Below are 20,798 nucleotides of genomic sequence, written 5' to 3'. Positions count from 1 at the left end.
GGCGTCAGGCGCTGACGACGGTGACCTCGCCGATGCCGAGGTCCTTCAGCGGTCCGGCGATCGCCGCCGCGTCCCCGACCAGGACGGTGACCAGGCGGTCCGGCGGGAAGGCGGCCACCACGGCGGCCGTGGCCTCGGCCGTGTCGGTCTCCGCCAGTCGGCGGTACACCTGCGCCTGGTAGTCGTCCGGCAGTCCCTGCTCGACCTGGTCGGCCAGCGTGGAGCAGACCGCACCGGCCGTCTCGTAGCGCAGCGGGGCGACGCCGACCAGGTTCTGCACGGCGATGTCGCGCTCCTCGTCGGTCAGCCCCCCGGCGGCCAGGTCCCGCAGGATCGTCCAGGTGTCGGCCAGCGCCGGGGCGGTGGACTCGGTGTCCACCGAGCCGGAGATGGCCAGCATGGCCCGGCCGCTGCCGTCCGCCGCCGAGCGCAGGGGCTGGGCGAAGGCCCGGACGCCGTAGGTGTAGCCCTTCTCCTCGCGCAGCACCCGGTCCAGCCGGGAGGTGAGGGTGCCGCCGAGGCAGTAGGTGCCGAGCACCTGCGCCGCCCAGGTGTCGTCGTGGCGGTCCGGGCCGACCCGGCCGATCAGCACCTGGGTCTGCACCGAGCCGGGGCGGTCGACGATGATCACCCGGCCGCTGTCGTCGGCGGTGACCGGCGCGGCCGTGCTGGGCTCGGCCGGGGTGCCGGTCCAGGCGCCGAGGGTGTCGGCGAGCACCGCGTCGAAGTCGACGGCGGAGAAGTCGCCGACGATCACGGCGGTGGCCGTGGCCGGACGGACATGGGCGGCGTAGAAGTCCGCGACCGCCGCCCGGTCGATGCCCTTGACCGTGTCGGCGGTGCCGGCCCGGGGCCGGGAGATCCGGTCGTCGGCCGGGAACAGCTCGCCGTAGAGGGCGAAGGCGGCCCGGCGTGAGGGGTTGGCCAGCTCGTGGACGATCTCGTCCAGCCGGTTGGCGACCAGCCGCTCGATCTCGTCGGCGGGCAGCGCCGGGGTGCTCACGGCGTCGGCGAGCAGCCGCAGCCCGCGCTCAAGCCGGGAGGCCGGGACGTCCAGCGACAGGGTCAGCACCATGTGGTCGGCGTGGGCGTCCAGGGTGGCGCCGGCCCGCTCCAGCTCGCCGGCGAACTCCTCGGCGGTGAGCGTCGCGGTGCCCTCGTTGAACGCGCGGGCCAGGATCGTCGCGACGCCGTCGAGCCCGGCCGGCTCGTCCGCGAGCGGGGCGTCGAGCAGAAGCTGGACGGCGACCAGCTTCTGGCCCGGTCGGTCGCAGCGGAGCACCGTCAGCCCGTTGGGCAGCACGCTGCGGGTGGGCGCCGGGAACGCCCACGGGGTGGCCTCGCCGGCTTCGGGGCGGGGGTGGAAGGTCATGGCGGAGGCGATGGTCATGCGTTCACGTCCTCGTCAGCGTTCTCGGCGTCGTTGTCGGCAGCGTCCTCGGCCTCGTCCTCGGCCAGCGGCTCGTAGGTGAGGACGGCGCGGTTCTCCGGCGTCAGATGGCGCGCGGCGACGGCCCTGACCTCCTCGGCGGTGACGTCGAGGACCTTGTCCAGGGCCCGGTTCAGCAGCTTGGGATCGCCGAACAGCACCGCGTAGCGGCAGAGTTCGTCGGCGCGCCCGCCCACGGTGTCCAGCCGGTCCAGCCACTCGCGCTCGATCTGCGCCTGGGCGCGCTCCAGCTCCTCGGGCGTCGGGCCCTCGGCGGCGAAGCGGGCCAGCTCCTCGTCGATCGCGGCGCCGACGTCCTCGATCGCCGACTCGCCCGAGGTCTTGGCGTCGAGCCAGCCCAGCGAGGGCGCCCCGGAGAGCCGCAGCAGGCCGAAGCCGGCGGTGACGGCGCTGCGGTCGCGGCGGACCAGCCGGCTGTAGAAGCGGCTGGACTCGCCGGAGCCGAGGATGGTCAGCGCCAGGTCGGCGGCGTCGGCCTCGCGGGTCCCGTCCTGCGGCAGCAGGTACGCGGCCATCAGCGCGCGCGAGGGGACCTCCTCGACCAGGTGCTCGCTCATCCTGGCCCCGGCGGAGCGGTCCACCGCGACGCCGTCGCGCGGCGGGCGCTTGCCGTCGTGGGACGGGATCGAGCCGAAGTACTTCTCGACCCAGGCGAGGGTCTGCTCCGGGTCGATGTCGCCGACCACCGCGAGCACCGCGTTGTTGGGCGCGTAGTAGGTGCGGAAGAAGTCCTGGGCATCGGCCAGGGTGGCCGCGTCCAGGTCCGCCATCGAGCCGATCGGGGTGTGGTGGTAGGGGTGGCCCTCGGGGAAGGCCATCGCCACCAGGCGCTCGAAGGCGGTGCCGTAGGGGACGTTGTCGTAGCGCTGGCGGCGCTCGTTCTTGACCACGGCGCGCTGGTTGTCCAGGCCGGTCAGGTCGAGCGCGGTGAGCAGCGAGCCCATCCGGTCGGCCTCCAGCCACAGGGCGAGCTCGACCTGGTGGGCCGGCATCGTCTCGAAGTAGTTGGTGCGCTCGAAGCTGGTGGTGCCGTTGAGCGAACCGCCCGCGCCCTGGACCAGTTCGAAGTGGCCGTTGCCGGGGACCGAGGCCGAGCCCTGGAACATCAGGTGCTCGAAGAGGTGGGCGAGACCGGTGCGGCCGGCGACCTCGTGCCGGGAGCCGACGTCGTACCAGAGGCACACGGCGGCGACCGGAGTGAGGTGGTCCTCGGACAGCACCACGCGCAGACCGTTGGCCAGGGTGTGCTCACTGATGACGAATCCGTTGGTGGAACTGGGGGCCTGGTCGGCCATCCGCTCTCGTCCTTCCGGTCGGTTGCTGCTGGGTACCTCATTGTGCTGCAACGAGCGGGGGCGCCGGAGAGTGCGGCCCGATCGGATCGGGGCGACCACGGGATTGTCGTCGGCAGGGTCCAGAATGGAGGCCGTTGCGCGTCCACCCGTCCGTCGCCCCGTATCTTTCGGATGTCCGCACATCACCCCACCCGTACCCGCACACCCTCGTACCCGCCAGTAATCGCAAGGGAGCGCCGCCGCGATGGCCCGCCGCAGTTCGCAGACCCCACCGCCCGAGGACTTCGAGGAGCGGATCCTCGACATCGACGTCGTGGACGAGATGCAGGGCTCCTTCCTGGAGTACGCCTACTCGGTGATCTACTCCCGGGCCCTGCCCGACGCCCGCGACGGTCTGAAGCCCGTCCACCGCCGGGTGCTCTACCAGGCCAACGAGATGGGCCTGCGGCCGGAGCGCGGGTACGTCAAGAGCGCCCGCGTGGTCGGCGAGGTCATGGGCCGGCTGCACCCGCACGGTGACGCTTCGATCTACGACACCCTGGTGCGGATGGCGCAGCCGTTCTCGATGCGGATCCCGCTGATCGACGGTCACGGGAACTTCGGCTCGCTGGGCAACGACGACCCGCCGGCCGCGATGCGCTACACCGAGTCCAAGCTGACCGCGGCCTCGATGGCCCTGGTGGAGTCGATCGACGAGGACACCGTCGACTTCAACCCGAACTACGACGGCAGCGAGCAGGAGCCCGGGGTGCTGCCCTCGGCCTTCCCCAACCTGCTGGTCAACGGCGCGACCGGGATCGCCGTCGGCATGGCGACCAACATGCCGCCGCACAACCTGACCGAGGTGGTGGCCGCCGCCCGGCATCTGATCAAGCATCCGGGCGCCGACCTCGACACCCTGATGCGCTTCATCCCCGGCCCGGACCTGCCCACCGGCGGCCGGATCGTCGGGCTGTCCGGGATCAGGGACGCCTACGAGAACGGCCGCGGCACCTTCAAGATCCGCGCCAAGGTCACGGTGGAGGACGTCACCCCGCGCCGCAAGGGCCTGGTGGTCACCGAACTGCCCTTCAACATCGGCCCGGAGAAGGTGATCGCGAAGATCAAGGACCTGGTCAACGCGAAGAAGCTGCAGGGCATCTCGGACGTCAAGGACCTCACCGACCGCTCGCACGGACTGCGGCTGGTGATCGAGGTCAAGAACGGCTTCGTGCCGGAGGCGCTGCTGGAGCAGCTCTACAAGCTGACGCCGATGGAGGAGTCCTTCGGCATCAACAACGTGGCGCTGGTGGACGGGCAGCCGCTGACGCTGGGTCTGAAGGAGCTGCTGGAGGTCTACGTCGACCACCGCTTCGAGGTGGTCAGGCGGCGCTCCGACTTCCGCCGCCGGAAGCGCGAGGAGCGGCTGCACCTGGTCGAGGGCCTGCTGGTGGCGCTGCTGGACATCGACGCGGTGATCGCGGTGATCCGGGGCAGCGACAACACGGCCCAGGCGAAGGAGCGGCTGATGGAGCGCTTCTCGCTGTCGGAGACGCAGACCGTCTACATCCTGGACACCCCGCTGCGTCGACTGACCCGCTTCGACCAGGTCGAGCTGGAGGCCGAGCAGGACAAACTGCAGCGCGAGATCACCGAGCTGACCGAGATCCTGGAGTCCGACACCGTCCTGCGCAAGCTGGTCTCGGACGAACTCGGGGCCGTTTCCAAGAAGTTCGGCACCGAGCGGCGCACCGTGCTGCTGGAGGCCGGCGCGGTGGCCACCGCCGCCGTGCCGCTGGAGGTCGCCGACGACCCCTGCCGGGTACTGCTCTCCTCGACCGGCCTGCTGGCCCGGACCGCCGACGCGGTCCAGGCGGTGGACCCGGACGGCGGACGCACCCGGCACGACCTGGTGGTCTCGGCCGTCGCGGCGACCGCGCGGGCCGACATCGGCGCGGTCACCACGGCCGGCCGGGTGCTGCGGCTGCCGGTCATCGACCTGCCCTCGCTGCCGCCGAGCTCCACCGCGCCCAACCTCTCCGGCGGCGCGCAGATCAGCGAGTTCCTGAAGCTGGACGCCGGCGAGAAGGTGCTGGCGCTGACCACCCTGGACGAGTCCTCGCCCGGGCTGGCGCTCGGCACCGAGCAGGGCGTGGTGAAGCGGGTCGTCCCGGACTGGCCGGAGAACAAGGACGAGTTCGAGGTGATCGGGCTCAAGGACGGCGACCGGCTGGTCGGCGCGGCCGAGCTGACCACCGGCGAGGAGGAGCTGGTCTTCATCACCTCCGACGCCCAACTGCTGCGCTTCCAGGCCGCGCAGGTGCGCCCGCAGGGCCGCCCGGCCGGCGGCATGGCCGGCATCAAGCTGGCCGACGGCGCCCGGGTGCTGTCCTTCACCGCGGTCGACCCGGCGGCCGACGCCCTGGTGGTGACCGTGGCCGGGGCCACCGAGGGGCTGGACGGGATGAACCTGGGCACCGCCAAGGCGACGCCGTTCGACCAGTACCCGCGCAAGGGCCGGGCCACCGGCGGGGTGCGCTGCCAGCGCTTCCTCAAGGGCGAGGAGTCGCTGGTGCTGGCCTGGGCCGGCGCCGCACCGGCCCGGGCCGCGACCGCCAACGGCACCCCGGCCGAGCTGCCCGGACGCGACCCGCGCCGCGACGGCTCGGGCGTCCCGCTGGCCAAGGAGATCGCGGCCGTCGCCGGACCGGCGTAGCGGAGCGCGAGGGGGGCGGCGGGCCGCCGCCCCCCTTCAGCCCGCCAGCGGGTTGCGCAGCGGGGTGTAGACCGAGTCGCCGCCGTCGGCGTCCAGCCAGCGCAGCAGCAGGTTGGTCTTGGCCGGCACGGTCGGGCTGTCCAGCAGCGCCCGCAGCTCCGGCTGCCCGCCGTGGCCACCCGGCCCGGCGTGACCGCTGAGACCGTCGTGACCGCTGAGCCCGCCGTAGCCGTTGAGACCGCCGTAGCCGCCGAAGGCCGCCCTGGCCGTCGGCCAGAGCGCGTCGGCGGCCTGCGGACAGCCCTCGGCGAGCGCTCCGGCGATCTCCAGCAGATGGTTCACCAACAGGCAGTACTGCAGCCGCTGCCAGCCACCCCCGGCGCTGACGCCGGGGGTGGGGACGTCCGGGCCGAGGCTCGCCAGCAGCTCCGGGTGGCGCTCCGCGACCAGCTTGACCCCCTCGTGGTCGCGGAACACGACCCGGTCCGGGAAGCCCTCGCCGTCCACGCCGACCAGGACGTTCTGCAGATGGCACTCCAGCACCACGCCGTGGTGGAAGTAGGCGTGCAGCACCGGCGGGACCACCTGGTCCAGGTAGCGCCGCCACCACTCCAGTGCCCGCTCCCGGCCGGAGCCGGGCCCCGGCAGCGGGCTCCCCGGAAAGCCCTCGCTGAGCCCGGCCGCCAGCAGCGGGCGCGGACCGGGTCCGAAGCCCTCCCGGACCAGCACCGCGAACGCCTCGTGGGCCTCCTGGCCGCCGAGGTCGGCGGTCCGGTAGCCGCTGTCGGCCAGCATGGACGCGCTCGCCGGACCGTCCGCGAAGGCCTTGGCGAGCAGCTCGTCCACCGGCGCCAGCCAGCGGAGGTCGCGCAGCCACAGCCGGCGGATGTCGTTGGTGACCCGTACCTCCAGGCTGAACTTCAGCGACAGGTCGGCCTCCGGCAGGTACACCGTGCGCAGCGAGGAGGTGGCCCAGGCCGTCTCCTCGGCAGCGCCCAGGTCCAGCAGTCGACCGTCCGTCAGCTGGGGCCAGGAGTGCAGCAGTTCCAGCTGCCAGGGGTGGGCCGGCAGGACCCGGTACCCGGCCGGGGCCCGGTCGCCCCAGAGCCGGTCGACCGCCTCGGTGTCCCCGGCGCCGGCCAGCAGCTCCTCGGGAACGCCCAGCAGCCGCAGCGGGAAGGCGGCGTACGCCTCCGGCGCGTACCGCAGCCAGTGCTCCGGCCGGCCGCCGCCCCGGGTCTTCGGGGCCGGGTGGTAGCGGTGCCCGGCGAGCAGCGCCTGCTCGGAGCGGAGGTAGGGATCGGCCGGGGGCCGGGCCGCCGCACGGGCCCGCAGCAGCGCGGCGACCACGTCGCGGCTGTCCCTGACCTCGTCGGCGAGGGTCGGGTTGTCCGTCCCGGTCCGCGCCCGCAGCTCCCGCCCGGCCACGTCGAGCAGCCCCTCCAGCTCCAGCGGGACCGGCCCCTCGGCCGTGACCAGCGCGGGCCCGGTCGGCCAGCGGCCCGGTCCGAGCCGCAGCACCGCCCCGCTCGCCGGGAGCAGCCAGTCCTCCCCCAGGGGTCGCGCCACCTCCCGGACCAGGCAGTTCAGCAGCGCCGTCCGCGCGATACGGTCCGCCCGCCGGTCCGTCTCGGTCTCCGTCACTCGCCCGCCTCCTGGTCGGCCCACTGGGAGCCCTGTCCTCTCTGGAAGCCTTGTCCCACGATGCGCTCCGGCAAACCCTGGGTAGGTATCACCTCATGTCTCACCATATGCGCCCGACGGAAGCCCTCTTCGCCGCCGAGCTGCGGACCGGGCATCCAGCGCTGGTCCCGCAGTTCACCGACGCACTGCCCGGGGCGCGCGCGGCGGTCCTGGCCCGGCTCTGGCGGGCCCTGCTGTTCGAGCGGGGGCTGGCCGCCGCCCTGCCGGCGGAGGTGCGCACCCGGCTGCGCGGGCCCGCGCTCCTCCCCCACGACGTCGGCGCCGCCAAGGACGAGCTGATCGTCCGCCTCGGCGACCGCGAGTACACCCACCCGGCCGCGCTGCTGGCCGAGCTGGGACTGCCCGGCAGCGCCGAGCTGACCGCCGAGCTCGACCACAGCGTCGCCTCGCTCGCGCTCTCCCGCGCCGGCGCCGCGCACCACCGGCCGCCGGTCCCGGACACCCTGGTCGGCCGGGAGCAGAGCGTCGTGGACGGGCATCCCTACCACCCCTGCTGCCGGAGCCGTCCCGGCTTCACCGTCGCCGACCAGCTCGCCTACGCCCCGGAGCACCGGCGGCCGGTGGAGCTGGCGCTGCTGCCGGTCCCGGCGGCGGAGGCACTGCTGGTCGGCGACTGGCCGCAGTGGCTGCGCGAGGGCGACCGGGTGCTGCTGCCGGTCCACCCCTGGCAGCTGCGGGAGGTGCTGCCCCGGCTCGGGTCGCCCGGCCTCGCGGGCGGGGCCACGGGCGGGATCGCGGGCCGGATCACCGCCTCGGCGCTGATGTCGGTGCGCACCCTCGCCCCCGAGGGCGGCGGCCCCCACCTCAAGACCTCACTGTCGCTGCGGATGACCTCCGCCGTACGGGACATCTCCGGCGAGTCGGTGGTCAACAGCGCACCCCTGTCCGCGTTGTTGGAGGAGCTCGCCGACCGGCTCGGCGGGGCGCTGGTGGTCACCCGCAACCTGGCGGCGGGCGCCGCCCTGGTCTCCGGGGTCCCCAGCCGGGACGTCGCGGTGCTGGTGCGGGAGTCGCCGGAGCTCCACGCCGGGCCCGGGGAACGGGTCGTGCCACTGGCCGCCCTGGCCGAGCATCCCCCGCAACTCGCGGACCCGGTCGGCTGGTTGCGCTCGCTCGCGGCGCTGGCCTGGCCACCGCTGCTGCGGCTGCTGGCCTGGGGGGTGGCGCTGGAGGCGCACGGGCAGAACCTGCTGGTGGTGCTGGACCGGCTGCACCGGCCGCTGCGGCTGGTCTACCGGGACCTCGCCGACGTCCGGGTGAGCCGTGAACGGCTCGCGGCCTGCGGGGTCCGCCCGACCGCGCTCGGCGGGCACGTCCTGGACGACGACCCGGTGGTGCTCCGGCGCAAACTGTTCGGCTCGGTGCTGGGCGGGACCTTCGGCTCGCTGGTGTCCGGCCTCGGCCGACGCGACCGGCTGCTGGAGGGCCTGCTCTGGGAGGCGGTGGCCGGGGAGGCGGAGGCGGCGGCGGAGGTGCTGTCGCCCGAGGACCGCCGGGCGCTGCTGCGGGACCCGCTGCCGGTGAAGGCCCTCACCCGGATGCGGCTGGCCGGCGGACCGCCCGGCGACCTGTGGACGCTGCTGCCGAACCCGCTCGCGGACGGCGGCCGGGGCGGGACCGCGAGCACCGGTCCTTCGGACGCGGACGGGATTCGCGGCGTCCCAACGGCAGGCATGGGCGACTGGTAAGGCTAACCTTGCCTATGTGAGCACCTGTACCACCCTTTCAAGGGCCCTCGCCGAACCCATGGGCGGCACCGCCACCACGGGTGCCGGCTGGCTGCTGCTGGAGCAACCGGGCCCCTGGGGCGCCAAGGCGCTGACCCAGAGCCACCTCGACCCGGCGCTCGGCCGGGCCCTGGAGTCGCGCGCCCGCGACACGGGTCTGCGGATCGGACTGATCCGCAGACCCGGCCGACACGCCGACTGCCCGCCCAACCCCTCCCGGCACGTCTTCCTCGCACACACCCGTCCGGGCCTGTCCTGGGTCCGGGAACTGCGGACGGCGGACCCGGCCGACCTGCTCGACCTGGACTTCGCCGCGCTCGGCGCCGGCGCCCACGACGGCGTGGGCAGCGCCTACCGGGGCGACCCGCTCGCGCTGGTGTGCACCAACGGCCGCCGCGACCGCTGCTGCGCGCTGCTCGGCCGGCCGCTCGCCGCCGAGCTGGCCGCGGCCGGACACGCCCAGGTCTGGGAGACCACCCACCTCGGCGGGCACCGCTTCTCGCCCACCGTGCTGGTGCTGCCCTACGGCTACGCCTACGGGCGGCTCACCCCGGAGAGCGCCAAGGAGGTCCTGGCCGCCACCCACGAGGGCCGGATGGCTCCCGAGTGGTGCCGTGGGCGCTCCTACTGGGAACCGGCCGGCCAGGCGGCGGAACTGGCGGTGCGGGCGCACACCGGCGAGGACCGCGCGGAGGTGCTGACGCTCCGGCAGACCCCCACCGTCACCGGCTGGTCGGTGGCGGTGGACCACCGCGACGGGCGCGGCTGGACGGTCGAGGTCACCGCCGGGGTGTCGCTGCCGCCGCGCAGCCAGAGCTGCGGGGCCGAACTGGTCACCCCGGCCCGCTACGAGGCCGGACCGGTCCTCCGGACCCGCTGAGCCCACCGGCCCGTACCTCGGCAACTGCTCGCCGGGAACCCTCGATTCGGCCCTCCTCGGCACCGGTGGAAGGGCTACTCTGGAAATGCCCCCGGGCGCGCCTCCCCCGTCGCGCCCGGGGGCTTCGACCCGTTCCCGGCCGTGTGCCCGACCGGCCCCGGCTCAGACCGCCCCGGCACCGGTGAGCGCCCTGACCTCCAGCTCCGCGTAGGCGTCCGGATCCGCGGCCCCGCCCGAGGTGACCGTCCCCAGCCAGCCGAAGAAGAAGCCGCAGGGGATCGAGACCACCCCCGGGTTCTCCAACGGGAACCAGTGGAAGTCGACCCCGGGGAAGATCGCCGCCGCATTGCCGGAGACCACCGGCGAGAAGACCACCAGCACCAGCGCCGGGACCAGCCCGCCGTAGATCGCCCAGGTCGCGCCGCGGGTGCTGAAACGCTGCCAGAAGAGGTTGAACAGCAGCGCCGGCACATTGGCCGAGGCCGCGACCGCGAAGGCGATGCCGACCAGGAAGGCCACATTGAGCTTCTGCGCGTAGAGGCTGAGCACGATCGCCACCGCGCCGAAGACCACGGCCGAGACCCGGGCCACCACCACCTCCTGCTGCTCCGTCGGCGTCTCCTCGTCCCGGCGGCGGAAGGCCCGGGCCCAGAGGTCGTGGGCGAAGGCCGCCGAGGAGGCCAGGGTCAGCCCCGCGACCACGGCCAGGATGGTGGCGAAGGCCACCGCCGAGATCACCGCGAACAGCACCGTGCCGCCGGTGCTCCCGGCCCCGCCGCCGAGCACCTGCGCCAGCATCGGCACCGCCGTGTTGCCGGCCTCGTTGGCGGAGCGGACGGCGGCGGTGCCGACCAGCGCAGCGGCCCCGAGCCCCAGCACGATCGTCATCAGGTAGAAACCGCCGACCAGTCCGATCGCCCACATCGTCGAGCGCCGGGCAGCACGGGCCGTGGGCACGGTGTAGAAGCGCGACAGTATGTGCGGCAGCCCGGCGGTGCCCAGCACCAGTGCCAGGCCGAGGCTGACGAAGTCCAGCCGGTTGAGCGCGCTGCCGCCGTAGCGGAGGCCGGGGGCGTAGAAGCGACTGCCGTAGCCGCTGTGGGCGGCGGCGGAGCGCAGCAGGGAGCCGAGGTCGCCGTGGAAGCGCAGCAGCACCATGACCGTCAGCACCGAGGTCCCCAGCAGCAGCACCACGCACTTGACGATCTGGATCCAGGTGGTGGCCGTCATCCCGCCCACGGTCACGTAGACGATCATCAACGCGCCGATGCCGACGATCGACCAGGCCCGGTCGGCGGCGGTGTTCAGCCCGAGCAGCAGCGACACCAGGCTGCCGGCCCCGACCATCTGCGCCACCAGGTACAGCAGCGACACCACGATGGACGACATCCCGGCCGCCGCCCGGACCGGCCGCCGGCGCATCCGCAGGGCCAGCACGTCGGCCAGGGTGTACCGGCCGCAGTTCCGGACCAGTTCGGCCACCAGCATCAGCACCAGCAGCCAGGCCACCAGGAAGCCGACGGTGTAGAGCAGGCCGTCGTAGCCGTACAGGGCGATGAGGCCGGTGATGCCGAGGAAGGAGGCGGCGGACATGTAGTCGCCGGAGATGGCGAAACCGTTCTGCATAGGGCTGAAGTCGCGCCCGCCGGTGTAGAAGTCCTCGGCCCCGCGTCGGCGGCGACCCGCCCAGAAGGTGATGCCGAGGGTGACCACGACCACCACCGTGAACAGCCCCACGGCCAGGGCGTGCCGGCTGTCAGTGGTCATCGGAGCCGGTCCTGGGTCTCCCAGCGCAGACCGAGCGCGGCCCGGTCGCGGTGGTCGCGGGCGTGGCGGGCGTAGAGCCAGGTGATCAGGAAGGTGGTGGCGAACTGGAGCAGCCCCAGCAGCCAGGCCACGTTGAACGGTCCGGCGACCGGACGGGCCATCAGCCCCGGCAGGGTGACCGCGGCGACGATGTAGAGCAGGTACCAGAGCAGGAACACCGCGCAGGCGGGGAAGACGAAACCCCGGTAGCGGCGACGGATGGCCCGGAACTCCTCGCCCTCGTGCACCTGCCGGTAGACGTCGGCCCGCAGCGCCGCCCCCGGCGACGCGGGCGGCGCTGCGGGCGGCGCCTCCGCCCCGACCGCCTCCTCCGGTTCGGCCACCCCCCTCAGCTCGGACACTCCCTCCGGCTCGGACACCCCCTCCGGCTCGGCCCCGGCGCCTTCGGGCTCCCCCGCTGTCGCGACCGATCCCTGCTCCGGCGGCGTCCCCGTCGCTTCCCGCTGTCTCAACAACTGTGCTCCCACGCTGGATGGAGTGCCGGGCGCCCCCCAGGTGACCCCGCGCCCGTCGGCATCCAGCATGGTGAGCGGGACGCACCCGCGTGGTCCGGTGTGCGGACGTTCACTCCATCAGGTGATGATCGGTGCCCGGCTACTCCTGCGTCGACAGCCCGTTCCGGTAGGCGTAGCCCACCGCCTGGGCCCGGTCCCTGACCCCGGTCTTGGCGAACAGGTTGTTGATGTGGGTCTTCACCGTGGCCATGCTGACGAAGAGTCGGCCGGCGATCTCGGCGTTGGACAGCCCGGCCGCGATCAGCGCCAGCACCTCCGCCTCACGCGCCGTCAGACCGTCCGGCAGCCCGGCCGACTGCTGCGCCGCCGCTGCCGGGACCGGCGCGCGGACCGGCGCCGCTGCCCCGAACGCACCGGACACACCGGACGCCGCGTTCGCCCCGGCTGCCCCCGACGTCCCCGCCGCGCCGCTCGCGCCCGGCTCGGCCGGAGTCGGCGGCTGCCCCGTCCCGGACAGCCGTTCCAGCAGCCGGGCCTGGATCTGCGGCGACAGCCCGGCCGCCCCCGACCGCACGTCGCTGATGGCCCGGGCGATCTCCTCGCCGCCCGCGTCCTTGGTCAGGTACCCGCGCGCGCCCGCCCGCAGCGCCGGGAAGAGCGAGTCGTCGTCGGCGTAGGTGGTCAGGATCACCACTTCGGTGCCCGGGTGGCGGCTGCGGATCAGCCTGGTCGCCTCGACGCCGTCGCAGCGCGGCATCCGCAGGTCCATCAGCACCACGTCCGGGGCGTGCTCCTCGACCAGCCGCACGGCCTCCTCGCCGTCCGCCGCGGCGCCCACGACCTCGATCCCCGGCAGCAGCCCGAGCAGCATCACGATGCCCTCGCGCACCACTTTCTGGTCGTCGGCGACCAGCACCCGCACGATGTTCTCGCTCATCGCGCAACCCTACGGTGTGGGCAGCCTCAAGAGCACGCGAAAGCCGCCCGCCTCGGGCCCGGCCAGCAGCGAACCGCCCAGCAGCTCGGCCCGCTCGCGCATGCCGAGCAGCCCGTACCCACTGCCGCTGGACGCCAGCACCGGGTCGTCGCCGACCGCCGCGCCGTTCCGCACCTCCAGCTCGACCGTGCCGTCGAGGTACGACAGCCGGACGGCGGTCTCCGCCCCCGGCGCGTGCTTGCGGATATTGGTCAGTGCCTCCTGCGCGGTGCGCCGGACCGCCACCCCGGCCTCGGCCCCGAGCGGCCGGGGCGCGCCCTCGATCCGCAGCCGGGCGCCCTGCGCCTCCGCCAGCGCCGCCAGGAACTCGCCCGCCGGGACGAACTCGCCGCGCAGCGCGGACAGCGCCGCCCTGGTCTCGGCCAACCCGTCCTGGGCCATCCGCCGGGCGTCCACGATCCGCTCCCGCAACAGCGCCCGGTCGGCGCCGGCGTCCAGCATCAGCCGGGCCGCCTCCAGGTGGACCAGCTGGGCGGAGAGGCTGTGGGCGAGCACGTCGTGGATCTCCCGGGCGATCCTGGCCCGCTCGGCGAGCGCGGCGGACTCCGCCTCGGCGGTCCGGGCGGCCCGCTCCTGCTCCAGCAGCCGGAGGGTGCCGGCCCGGACCTCCCGGTCCACTCGGCCGACATAGCCGAGGGCGCCCAGGCCCACCACCGGACCGAGATTGCCCAACCACCCGGACTGGGGCAGCAGCAGGACGTAGAGCACCGCCGAGATCGCGGTGACCGAGACCCCGACGACCGGCGGCAGTCGCTGCATCGAGCCCATCGCGATGCCACAGAGCAGCAGGACCGCGATGCCCTGGCCGCCGAGCTGGAGCGCGACCAGGGAACAGCCCAGCACCAGGGCCAGCCAGAGCACGGAGGGCAGGATCCGCCGCCGCGGCGACCCGTGCAGGAAGCCCGCGAAGGCGAGGACGCCGACGGCGCTCGCCCCGGCCACGATCCAGACGTGGTCGCCCCGCAGGCCGGAGTCGGCGAAGGTCACCCAGAGGGTGACGCCCAGCGCGACATAGCGGGCGGCCACGCCGGACCACCGCCGGGCCGGGCTCACCCCCTGCCCCGCCAGCGCCTCCTGGGACGGCCAATTCGTCCAGCTGTCCCGCTCCACGTGAAATCCCCTCGTCCGGTCGGCCGCCGTCGCCGCGGACCGGACGAGGGGGAGCGCCATGACACTCACCGGTCAGCCTGCGACAGGGAAACGGTACGCCGGGCTGATCTCCCTTGCCCGCCACGTCACCACGGCGGACCGGACCAGGAGCAGCGCCGCCAGCGAGAGCAGGATCGCACCCTCGCCCGAGGCCACGCCCAGGGCGCTGCCCAGGGCGATCAGACCGACCCGGACCAGCAGCATCCCGACCCAGGCGAAGGCGGTGGCCTTGGTGCCCTTGGCCCAGATCGTGCCGTTCTCGTCCCGCCAGATCCGGGTGGTGAAGCCCCAGACGCAGCCCATGCCGACCTCGACCAGGACCCCCACCACCAGCAGCGCGACGGCCGTGGCCTGGTGCCGGTGGTCGATCAGGCTGTGGTTCTCCAGCGCCATCACGGCGAGGACCGCCGGAAGGATCAGCATCCGCCGGGCGTTCCCGCTGAACTGGCGGGCCTGGAACTGGCGGGCGACGACATAGCCGACGACGGCGATGATCACGACGACGTTCACTGGGCTGGGCATCTGCTTCTCCGAGTCTGTCGGAACCGGTGTTCCTGTACCTCGAAATCTACGGATCGGTCCGGTTCGCGGCGTCGGAGCCAGGGTTGACCGGCGGATGGAGAAAGCCCTCCACCCGGAGGTGGAGGGCTTTCCCGGGCCGCCTGCGGTCCCGGCCGTCGCGAGGACCCGGCCGTCGCGAGGACCCGGCTGTCGCGAGGACTCAGGCGTCGATCCGCGACCGGTCCAGCAGTGCGGCCGAGTCCACGATGAACTCCTTGCGCGGGGCCACGTCGTTGCCCATCAGCAGGTCGAAGACGCGCTCGGCCGCCTCCAGGTCGCCGACGTTGATCCGGCGCAGGGTCCGGTGCCGGGGGTCCAGCGTGGTCTCCGCCAGCTGGTCGGCGTCCATCTCGCCGAGGCCCTTGTAGCGCTGGACCGGCTCCTTCCAGCGCTGGCCCTTGCGCTGGAGGTTGAGCAGGGTGTTGCGCAGCTCGCTGTCCGAGTAGGTGTAGACGTACTTCTCCTGCCCCTTGCGCGGGTTGCTGAGCTCGATCCGGTGCAGCGGCGGCACCGCCGAGAAGACCCGGCCGGCCTCGATCATCGGGCGCATGTAGCGCTGGAACAGGGTCAGCAGCAGGGTGCGGATGTGCGCGCCGTCGACGTCGGCGTCGGCCAGCAGCACGATCTTGCCGTAGCGGGCCTGGTCGATGTCGAAGGTCCGGCCCGAGCCCGCTCCTATGACCTGGATGATCGCGGCGCACTCGGAGTTCTTCAGCATGTCCGAGACGGACGCCTTCTGAACGTTGAGGATCTTGCCGCGGATCGGCAGCAGCGCCTGGAACTCGGAGTTGCGGGCGACCTTGGCGGTGCCGAGCGCCGAGTCCCCCTCGACGATGAAGAGTTCGCTGCGGTCGACGTCGTCGCTGCGGCAGTCGGCGAGCTTGGCCGGGAGCGAGCTGGTCTCCAGCGCGGTCTTCCGGCGCTGGGCCTCCTTGTGCTGCCGGGCGGCGACCCGGGTGCGGGCGGCGGCGACCACCTTCTCCATGATCGCGCGGGCCTGCGCCTTGTCGTCCCGCTTGGCGGAGGTCAGGAACTCCTTGAGCTCCTTGGCCACGACGGCGGAGACGATCCGGGTGGCGGCGGAGGTGCCGAGCACCTCCTTGGTCTGGCCCTCGAACTGCGGCTCGGCCAGCCGGACGGTGACCACGGCGGTGAGGCCCTCGGTGGCGTCGTCCTTGGTGATGTCGTCCTCGGCGACCCGGAGCAGCTTGGCCGACCGCAGCGCCTCGCCCAGGGTCTTGGTGAGCGAGCGCTCGAAGCCGGAGACGTGGGTGCCGCCCTTGGGGGTGGCGATGATGTTGACGAAGGAGCGCAGGGTGGTGTCGTAGCCGGTGCCCCAGCGCAGCGCGATGTCCACCCCGAGTTCGCGGGTGACCTCGGTGGGGGTCATGTGGCCGAGGTCGTCGAGGACCGGGACGGTCTCCTTGAAAGTGCCGGAGCCGTTCAGCCGCAGCGTGTCGCAGACCGCCTTGTCCGGGGCCAGGAAGTCGCAGAACTCGGCGATCCCGCCGTCGAAGCGGAAGACCTGCTCGTCGCTGGGGGCCCCGTCGATGGCCCGGTCGTCGCGGACCACGATGGTCAGCCCGGGGACCAGGAAGGCCGTCTGCCGGGCACGGGCGTGCAGGTTCTCCAGCGAGAGCCGGGCGTCCTTGAGGAAGATCTGCCGGTCGGCCCAGTAGCGGACCCGGGTGCCGGTGCGCCCGCGCGGCGCCTTCCGGACCTTCTCGGGCCCGTTCGCCGGGGTGAAGGCGCTCTCCGGGCCCTCCCCCGCGAAGCGGCCCGGGGTGCCCCGCCGGAAGCTTATGGCGTGGGTGTGGCCGCTCCGGTCGACCTCGACGTCCAGCCGCGCGGAGAGCGCGTTGACGACGGAGGCGCCGACGCCGTGCAGGCCGCCGGAGGCGGCGTAGGAGCCGCCGCCGAACTTGCCGCCGGCGTGGAGCTTGGTCATCACGACCTCGACCCCGGACAGGCCGGTCTTCGGTTCGACGTCGACCGGGATGCCGCGGCCGTTGTCGCGGACCTCGACCGAGTTGTCGGCGTGGAGGAACACCTCGATCCGGTCGCAGTAGCCGGCCAGCGACTCGTCCACGGCGTTGTCGATGATCTCCCAGAGGCAGTGCATCAGACCCCGGCTGTCGGTGGAGCCGATGTACATGCCGGGGCGTTTGCGGACCGCCTCCAATCCTTCGAGGACAAGCAGGTGCCGCGCGGTGTAGTTGGAGCCGTCGTTGCTGGCCCCCCCGGCACCCCGCAGGGAGCTGGCGGTCTGCACGGTCGTTTCGGCGGTCACGCGGGCACTTCTCCTCGGTCTGGTCCGACTACTGCTCCGACTGCTGTTCCTGCCGCCGGCGCCGCCGTGCCGACTGCCGCGAATGGGCGGCTCGGCGCTACGCGGAGCGCGAACACGGCCCCTTCCCCTGGCTTCCGGTCGGGCGGCCGGTGCACCATGGCGTCAATGGTGCCGGGTTGCAGGCTACCGGTGTGCGGGCTGGGGCTTCTGCTTCGACCTGCGCGGGGCTTATGCTACGCGCACTTCGCACGAGCGTTCGATATTGCGTTCGAGTGAAGCGCATGCCACAGCCTCCGGCAGGCATGAACCATAGGCACTCAGGGCACGTCCTCTCTGACAAGAGAATGCAAACAGCGGCAGCGACACCGCCGTCTCCGCCCCAACCCCGGCACAACCGCCGGAAGCACTCCAGTTCACAAAAAGAAAAGCCGTGAGCGGGAACGTTTTCGGCCTGGTTGGATGTTGACCCTGGTACGACAGCTCGTCGAGCTAGAGAAGAGGCGACGTGACGACTACAGTTCTGACCCCCGCGAGCCCGCTGACCGCAGCTGACCGCTGCGACCGGTGCGGCGCCCAGGCCTACCTGCGCGTCGTGCTGGCAACCGGCGGCGAGCTGCTCTTCTGCGCTCACCACGGCCGCAAGTTCGAGCCGGAGTTGAAGAAGATCGCAGCTGACATACAGGACGAGACCGGCCGGTTGACGGCCGCCTCCACCTCCGCGAGCGATGAGGACCGCTGAGGCGTTCCCCGGCTGCCGCTGAGGCAGCCCCGACGACGAGCTGCACCACCGGAGCTTGACCGCTGAGGCACTCGGGCCGGGCAGTGAACCCAGGGTTCACTGCCCGGCCCGAGTGTGTTTCAGCTCACACAGCTTCAACTCGACGGCGCAGCCCGGTCACAGCACCCGCCGCGAGCCCGCCCCGCACTCACTCCGGGCTCACAGTTGGGCACGCACCGCGTCGGCCATCGCCGCCAGCCGGGTGTAGACGCCGGGATAGCCCGGCTGGGCGCAGCCCGTCCCCCAGGAGACCAGCCCGACCAGTCGCCCGGCCACCACCAGCGGGCCGCCGCTGTCCCCCTGGCAGGCGTCGCGCCCGCCGGTGGTCTGCTCCCCGGCGCAGACCATCATCCGCGACTGGAACAGGTTCTCCCCGCCCGTCGGGTAGTCACGGGCACACGTGGCGTCACCGATCAGCGGCAGCTGCACCGCATGGAGGTCCATCGGGTAGTCGCCGTCGCCGCGGATGTCCCCCCAGCCGAGGACGGTCGCCATGGTCCCGGCCCGGTAGGGGGCGGTCTCGCCCTGACCCACCATCGGCAGCACCGCCCGCTCCGACTGCGGCTCGGCCAGCGTGAGCACCGCCACGTCCCAGGTGTTGGTGTGCATCGAGTAGTCCGGGTCGATCCACACACTGCTGACCGGGACCTCCTCCCCGTCGGCGGTGGAGAGGTCGGTCCGGCCGACGATCACCTTCAGGTCCGGGCGGTCGGCCGGCTGCATCGTGGCCTCGTCGTAGAGGCAGTGCGCGGCGGTGACCACCTTGGTCGGCGAGACCAGCACGCCGCCGCAGAACTGGCCGGAGCGCACCCCGCCGTAGACCGAGCGGCTCGCCAGCCCGACCATCCACGGATACTGCGCGATGGTGGCCGACTCGCCGCCGATGATCGCGTAGGCGGGCGGCGGCACGGTCACCACCGCCGCCGGCAGCGCCGCGAGCAGGACCAGCAGTGCCCTGCGCCCCGCCACCCGGTCGAACCTCTTCGCGCCCACCATGACCGCCACCCGCTCCACCCCTCCGCCCCGTCACCGACCGAAGGGCACAGCGTAGTTGACCGGTCACCCGGCGTGTCCGACCGACCTGCCGCCGAACGGGTGGGAACACGCCTTCGAAGGGTGAGCGACGCCGAAGGGCCGGGGGCCCGGAGCACTCGGCTCCGGGCCCCGGCCCTTCGGTCGGTGATCGCGAGGGATCAGTCCAGGTAGTCGCGCAGCACCTGGGACCGCGACGGGTGGCGCAGCTTCGACATGGTCTTGGACTCGATCTGCCGGATCCGCTCCCGGGTCACCCCGTAGACCTTGCCGATCTCGTCCAGGGTCTTCGGCTGACCGTCGGTCAGACCGAAGCGCATCGAGACGACACCGGCCTCGCGCTCGCTCAGCGTGTCCAGGACCGAGTGCAGCTGCTCCTGGAGCAGGGTGAAGCTGACCGCGTCGGCCGGGACGACCGCCTCGGAGTCCTCGATCAGGTCGCCGAACTCACTGTCGCCGTCCTCACCCAGGGGGGTGTGCAGCGAGATCGGCTCGCGCCCGTACTTCTGGACCTCGACGACCTTCTCCGGGGTCATGTCGAGTTCCTTGGCCAGCTCCTCCGGCGTGGGCTCGCGGCCCAGGTCCTGGAGCATCTGCCGCTGCACCCGGGCGAGCTTGTTGATGACCTCGACCATGTGCACCGGGATGCGGATGGTGCGGGCCTGGTCGGCCATGGCGCGGGTGATCGCCTGGCGGATCCACCAGGTGGCGTACGTGGAGAACTTGTAGCCCTTGGTGTAGTCGAACTTCTCGACCGCACGGATCAGACCGAGGTTGCCCTCCTGGATCAGGTCCAGGAAGAGCATGCCGCGGCCGGTGTAACGCTTGGCCAGCGAGACCACGAGTCGGAGGTTGGCCTCCAGCAGGTGGTTCTTGGCGCGGCGCCCGTCCTCGGCGATGATCTCCAGCTCGCGCTTGAGCTTGGGAACCAGCTTGTCGGCGGCGGCCAGCTTGTCCTCGGCGAAGAGCCCGGCCTCGATCCGCTTGGCCAGCTCGACCTCCTGCTCGGCGTTGAGCAGCGGGACCTTGCCGATCTGCTTCAGGTAGTCCTTGACCGGGTCGGCGGTGGCACCGGCGACGGCGACCTGCTGCGCGGGCGCGTCGTCCTCGTCGTCGTCGGAGAGGACGAAGCCCTGCGACTCCTCCTCGCCCTCGACCGGCTCGCCCTCGACCTTGACAGTGGGCTCCTCGGCCGCCTCGTCCTCGGGTCCGAGGTCGTCGTCCGACTTGCCCGCCTTGCCCGCGGCGGTCTTCTTGGCCGCGGTCTTCTTCGCCGGGGCGGCCTTCTTGGCCACCGCCTTCTTCGCCACGGCCTTCTTGGCCGGGGGGCTTGCCTGTGCCTCGAAGGGGCCCTCGGCCTCGCCCAGGTCGCCGACGGGGCCCAGCGCGGGCACGGCGGCGATCGGCTTGGCCGCGGCGACGGCGCTCGGGGCCGCCGGGCGGGTCGTGGTCGTCGGCGGAACCGTGCGCGAGGTCACGGCCTTTGTCGCCGTGGCCTTGGTCGCCGTGGTCTTCGCCGCGACACTCTTGCGGGGGCGCTTGGGCGCAGATGACTCCGCCGCGCTCACCATCAGCGTCACACCCTCCTCGTCGAGGACCTGGTTGAGGCTGCGCATGACGTTCTTCCACTTGGTGACCGGGATCTGGTCTACCTCGAAGGCGTGGCGCACGTCATCGCCGGCGATCTGCCCCTGTGCCTTGCCCCGCTCGATGAGATCCATCAGCGCGGTGGACTCGGCGATTTCGGGGGGGAGCGAACGGGATGTGCTGGCCGACACGAACAACCTCTCGGACGTGAGTGGACAGAAACCCGCCCGAGAGGGGCAGGTTCTGGAAAACTGAGGATCAAACTGCTGGAGTGGTACCTGTGTGGTGCAGAGGGACGTCCGAAGGACTTCCCTCCAAAGGCCACCTCCGTACACATCGCTGTGCGGGGAGAAGTGTTACGCCCCGCTTTC

Annotated in this window: 15 protein-coding genes; 4 read left to right on the top strand and 11 right to left on the bottom strand. The window is 72.7% G+C overall.

Annotated elements, in window-relative coordinates; genetic code table 11:
- Positions 1-4 precede the first annotated feature (4 nt).
- Entirely contained in the window at positions 5-1,390 is a 1,386-nt protein-coding gene (locus BS75_RS28355; RefSeq protein ID WP_034090286.1) for a M16 family metallopeptidase, read from the bottom strand.
- A complete protein-coding gene (locus BS75_RS28350; protein ID WP_034090285.1) occupies positions 1,387-2,745 on the bottom strand; it encodes a M16 family metallopeptidase in 1,359 nt (452 codons plus the stop codon). Before BS75_RS28350 ends, BS75_RS28355 begins: the two co-directional genes overlap by 4 nt.
- Before the next feature lie 244 nt (positions 2,746-2,989).
- On the opposite strand from BS75_RS28350, the gene BS75_RS28345 reads away from it, so the two are divergent.
- Positions 2,990-5,440: a DNA gyrase/topoisomerase IV subunit A gene (locus BS75_RS28345; RefSeq protein ID WP_034090284.1), complete on the top strand. Its 2,451-nt coding sequence runs from the start codon at positions 2,990-2,992 to the stop codon at positions 5,438-5,440.
- Positions 5,441-5,476: 36 nt separating this feature from the next.
- Here the strand turns inward: BS75_RS28345 and BS75_RS28340 are convergent, their stop codons facing one another.
- The gene (locus tag BS75_RS28340) at positions 5,477-7,084 is read right to left on the bottom strand and encodes an IucA/IucC family protein (RefSeq protein ID WP_034090283.1); all 1,608 of its coding nucleotides are present in this window, start codon (positions 7,082-7,084) and stop codon (positions 5,477-5,479) included.
- Positions 7,085-7,191: 107 nt separating this feature from the next.
- Between BS75_RS28340 and BS75_RS28335 the strand changes: the two genes are divergently transcribed.
- Together BS75_RS28335 and BS75_RS28330 are read left to right on the top strand one after the other, a co-directional pair.
- On the top strand, positions 7,192-8,832 hold the full coding sequence (locus BS75_RS28335; protein ID WP_063771382.1) for an IucA/IucC family protein: 1,641 nt from the start codon (positions 7,192-7,194) through the stop codon (positions 8,830-8,832).
- Between the two features lie 16 nt (positions 8,833-8,848).
- Positions 8,849-9,751 (top strand): sucrase ferredoxin, encoded by a 903-nt coding sequence (locus BS75_RS28330; RefSeq protein WP_034090282.1) that lies wholly within the window; start codon positions 8,849-8,851, stop codon positions 9,749-9,751.
- Between the two features lie 162 nt (positions 9,752-9,913).
- On the opposite strand, the gene BS75_RS28325 is transcribed toward BS75_RS28330, so the two are convergent.
- From BS75_RS28325 to BS75_RS28300, 6 genes are all read right to left on the bottom strand, one after another.
- Complete coding sequence (locus tag BS75_RS28325; protein ID WP_034090281.1) at positions 9,914-11,518, bottom strand: solute symporter family protein; 1,605 nt, start codon at positions 11,516-11,518, stop codon at positions 9,914-9,916.
- Positions 11,515-11,919 (bottom strand): DUF485 domain-containing protein, encoded by a 405-nt coding sequence (locus BS75_RS28320; protein ID WP_042436686.1) that lies wholly within the window; start codon positions 11,917-11,919, stop codon positions 11,515-11,517. The genes BS75_RS28325 and BS75_RS28320 overlap by 4 nt, the downstream gene beginning before the upstream one ends.
- Before the next feature lie 253 nt (positions 11,920-12,172).
- Positions 12,173-12,970 carry a response regulator transcription factor gene (locus BS75_RS28315; RefSeq protein WP_034090279.1) on the bottom strand — a complete coding sequence of 266 codons (798 nt, stop codon included), beginning with the start codon at positions 12,968-12,970 and terminating at the stop codon, positions 12,173-12,175.
- A gap of 9 nt (positions 12,971-12,979) precedes the next feature.
- On the bottom strand, positions 12,980-14,140 hold the full coding sequence (locus BS75_RS28310) for a sensor histidine kinase (protein WP_034090278.1): 1,161 nt from the start codon (positions 14,138-14,140) through the stop codon (positions 12,980-12,982).
- Between the two features lie 72 nt (positions 14,141-14,212).
- Positions 14,213-14,701: a CcdC protein domain-containing protein gene (locus BS75_RS28305; RefSeq protein WP_034090277.1), complete on the bottom strand. Its 489-nt coding sequence runs from the start codon at positions 14,699-14,701 to the stop codon at positions 14,213-14,215.
- A gap of 199 nt (positions 14,702-14,900) precedes the next feature.
- Positions 14,901-17,030 (bottom strand): DNA gyrase/topoisomerase IV subunit B, encoded by a 2,130-nt coding sequence (locus BS75_RS28300; protein ID WP_034090276.1) that lies wholly within the window; start codon positions 17,028-17,030, stop codon positions 14,901-14,903.
- Positions 17,031-17,535: 505 nt separating this feature from the next.
- Between BS75_RS28300 and BS75_RS28295 the strand changes: the two genes are divergently transcribed.
- The gene (locus tag BS75_RS28295) at positions 17,536-17,769 is read left to right on the top strand and encodes a DUF7455 domain-containing protein (protein ID WP_034090275.1); all 234 of its coding nucleotides are present in this window, start codon (positions 17,536-17,538) and stop codon (positions 17,767-17,769) included.
- A 198-nt stretch (positions 17,770-17,967) separates the two neighbouring features.
- Here BS75_RS28295 and BS75_RS28290 read toward each other — a convergent pair whose 3' ends face one another.
- Positions 17,968-18,804 carry a S1 family peptidase gene (locus BS75_RS28290; RefSeq protein WP_042436684.1) on the bottom strand — a complete coding sequence of 279 codons (837 nt, stop codon included), beginning with the start codon at positions 18,802-18,804 and terminating at the stop codon, positions 17,968-17,970.
- 197 nt (positions 18,805-19,001) lie between these two features.
- On the bottom strand, positions 19,002-20,618 hold the full coding sequence (locus tag BS75_RS28285) for an RNA polymerase sigma factor (RefSeq protein ID WP_034090274.1): 1,617 nt from the start codon (positions 20,616-20,618) through the stop codon (positions 19,002-19,004).
- Between the last annotated feature and the right edge of the window lie 180 nt (positions 20,619-20,798).

This window comes from Streptacidiphilus albus JL83, from assembly GCF_000744705.1.
Classification (GTDB): domain Bacteria; phylum Actinomycetota; class Actinomycetes; order Streptomycetales; family Streptomycetaceae; genus Streptacidiphilus; species Streptacidiphilus albus.
The sequence above is the reverse complement of the archived record's forward strand: the minus strand, read 5'-3'. Positions and strand labels throughout refer to the sequence as shown.

Coding starts and splice junctions, on each gene's coding strand:
- BS75_RS28335 (WP_063771382.1), top strand. CDS start 7,192: ATGCGCCCGACGGAAGCCCTCTTCGCCGCCGAGCTGCGGACCGGGCAT.
- BS75_RS28350 (WP_034090285.1), bottom strand. CDS start 2,745: ATGGCCGACCAGGCCCCCAGTTCCACCAACGGATTCGTCATCAGTGAG.
- BS75_RS28305 (WP_034090277.1), bottom strand. CDS start 14,701: ATGCCCAGCCCAGTGAACGTCGTCGTGATCATCGCCGTCGTCGGCTAT.
- BS75_RS28355 (WP_034090286.1), bottom strand. CDS start 1,390: ATGACCATCGCCTCCGCCATGACCTTCCACCCCCGCCCCGAAGCCGGC.
- BS75_RS28325 (WP_034090281.1), bottom strand. CDS start 11,518: ATGACCACTGACAGCCGGCACGCCCTGGCCGTGGGGCTGTTCACGGTG.
- BS75_RS28345 (WP_034090284.1), top strand. CDS start 2,990: ATGGCCCGCCGCAGTTCGCAGACCCCACCGCCCGAGGACTTCGAGGAG.
- BS75_RS28290 (WP_042436684.1), bottom strand. CDS start 18,804: ATGGTGGGCGCGAAGAGGTTCGACCGGGTGGCGGGGCGCAGGGCACTG.
- BS75_RS28315 (WP_034090279.1), bottom strand. CDS start 12,970: ATGAGCGAGAACATCGTGCGGGTGCTGGTCGCCGACGACCAGAAAGTG.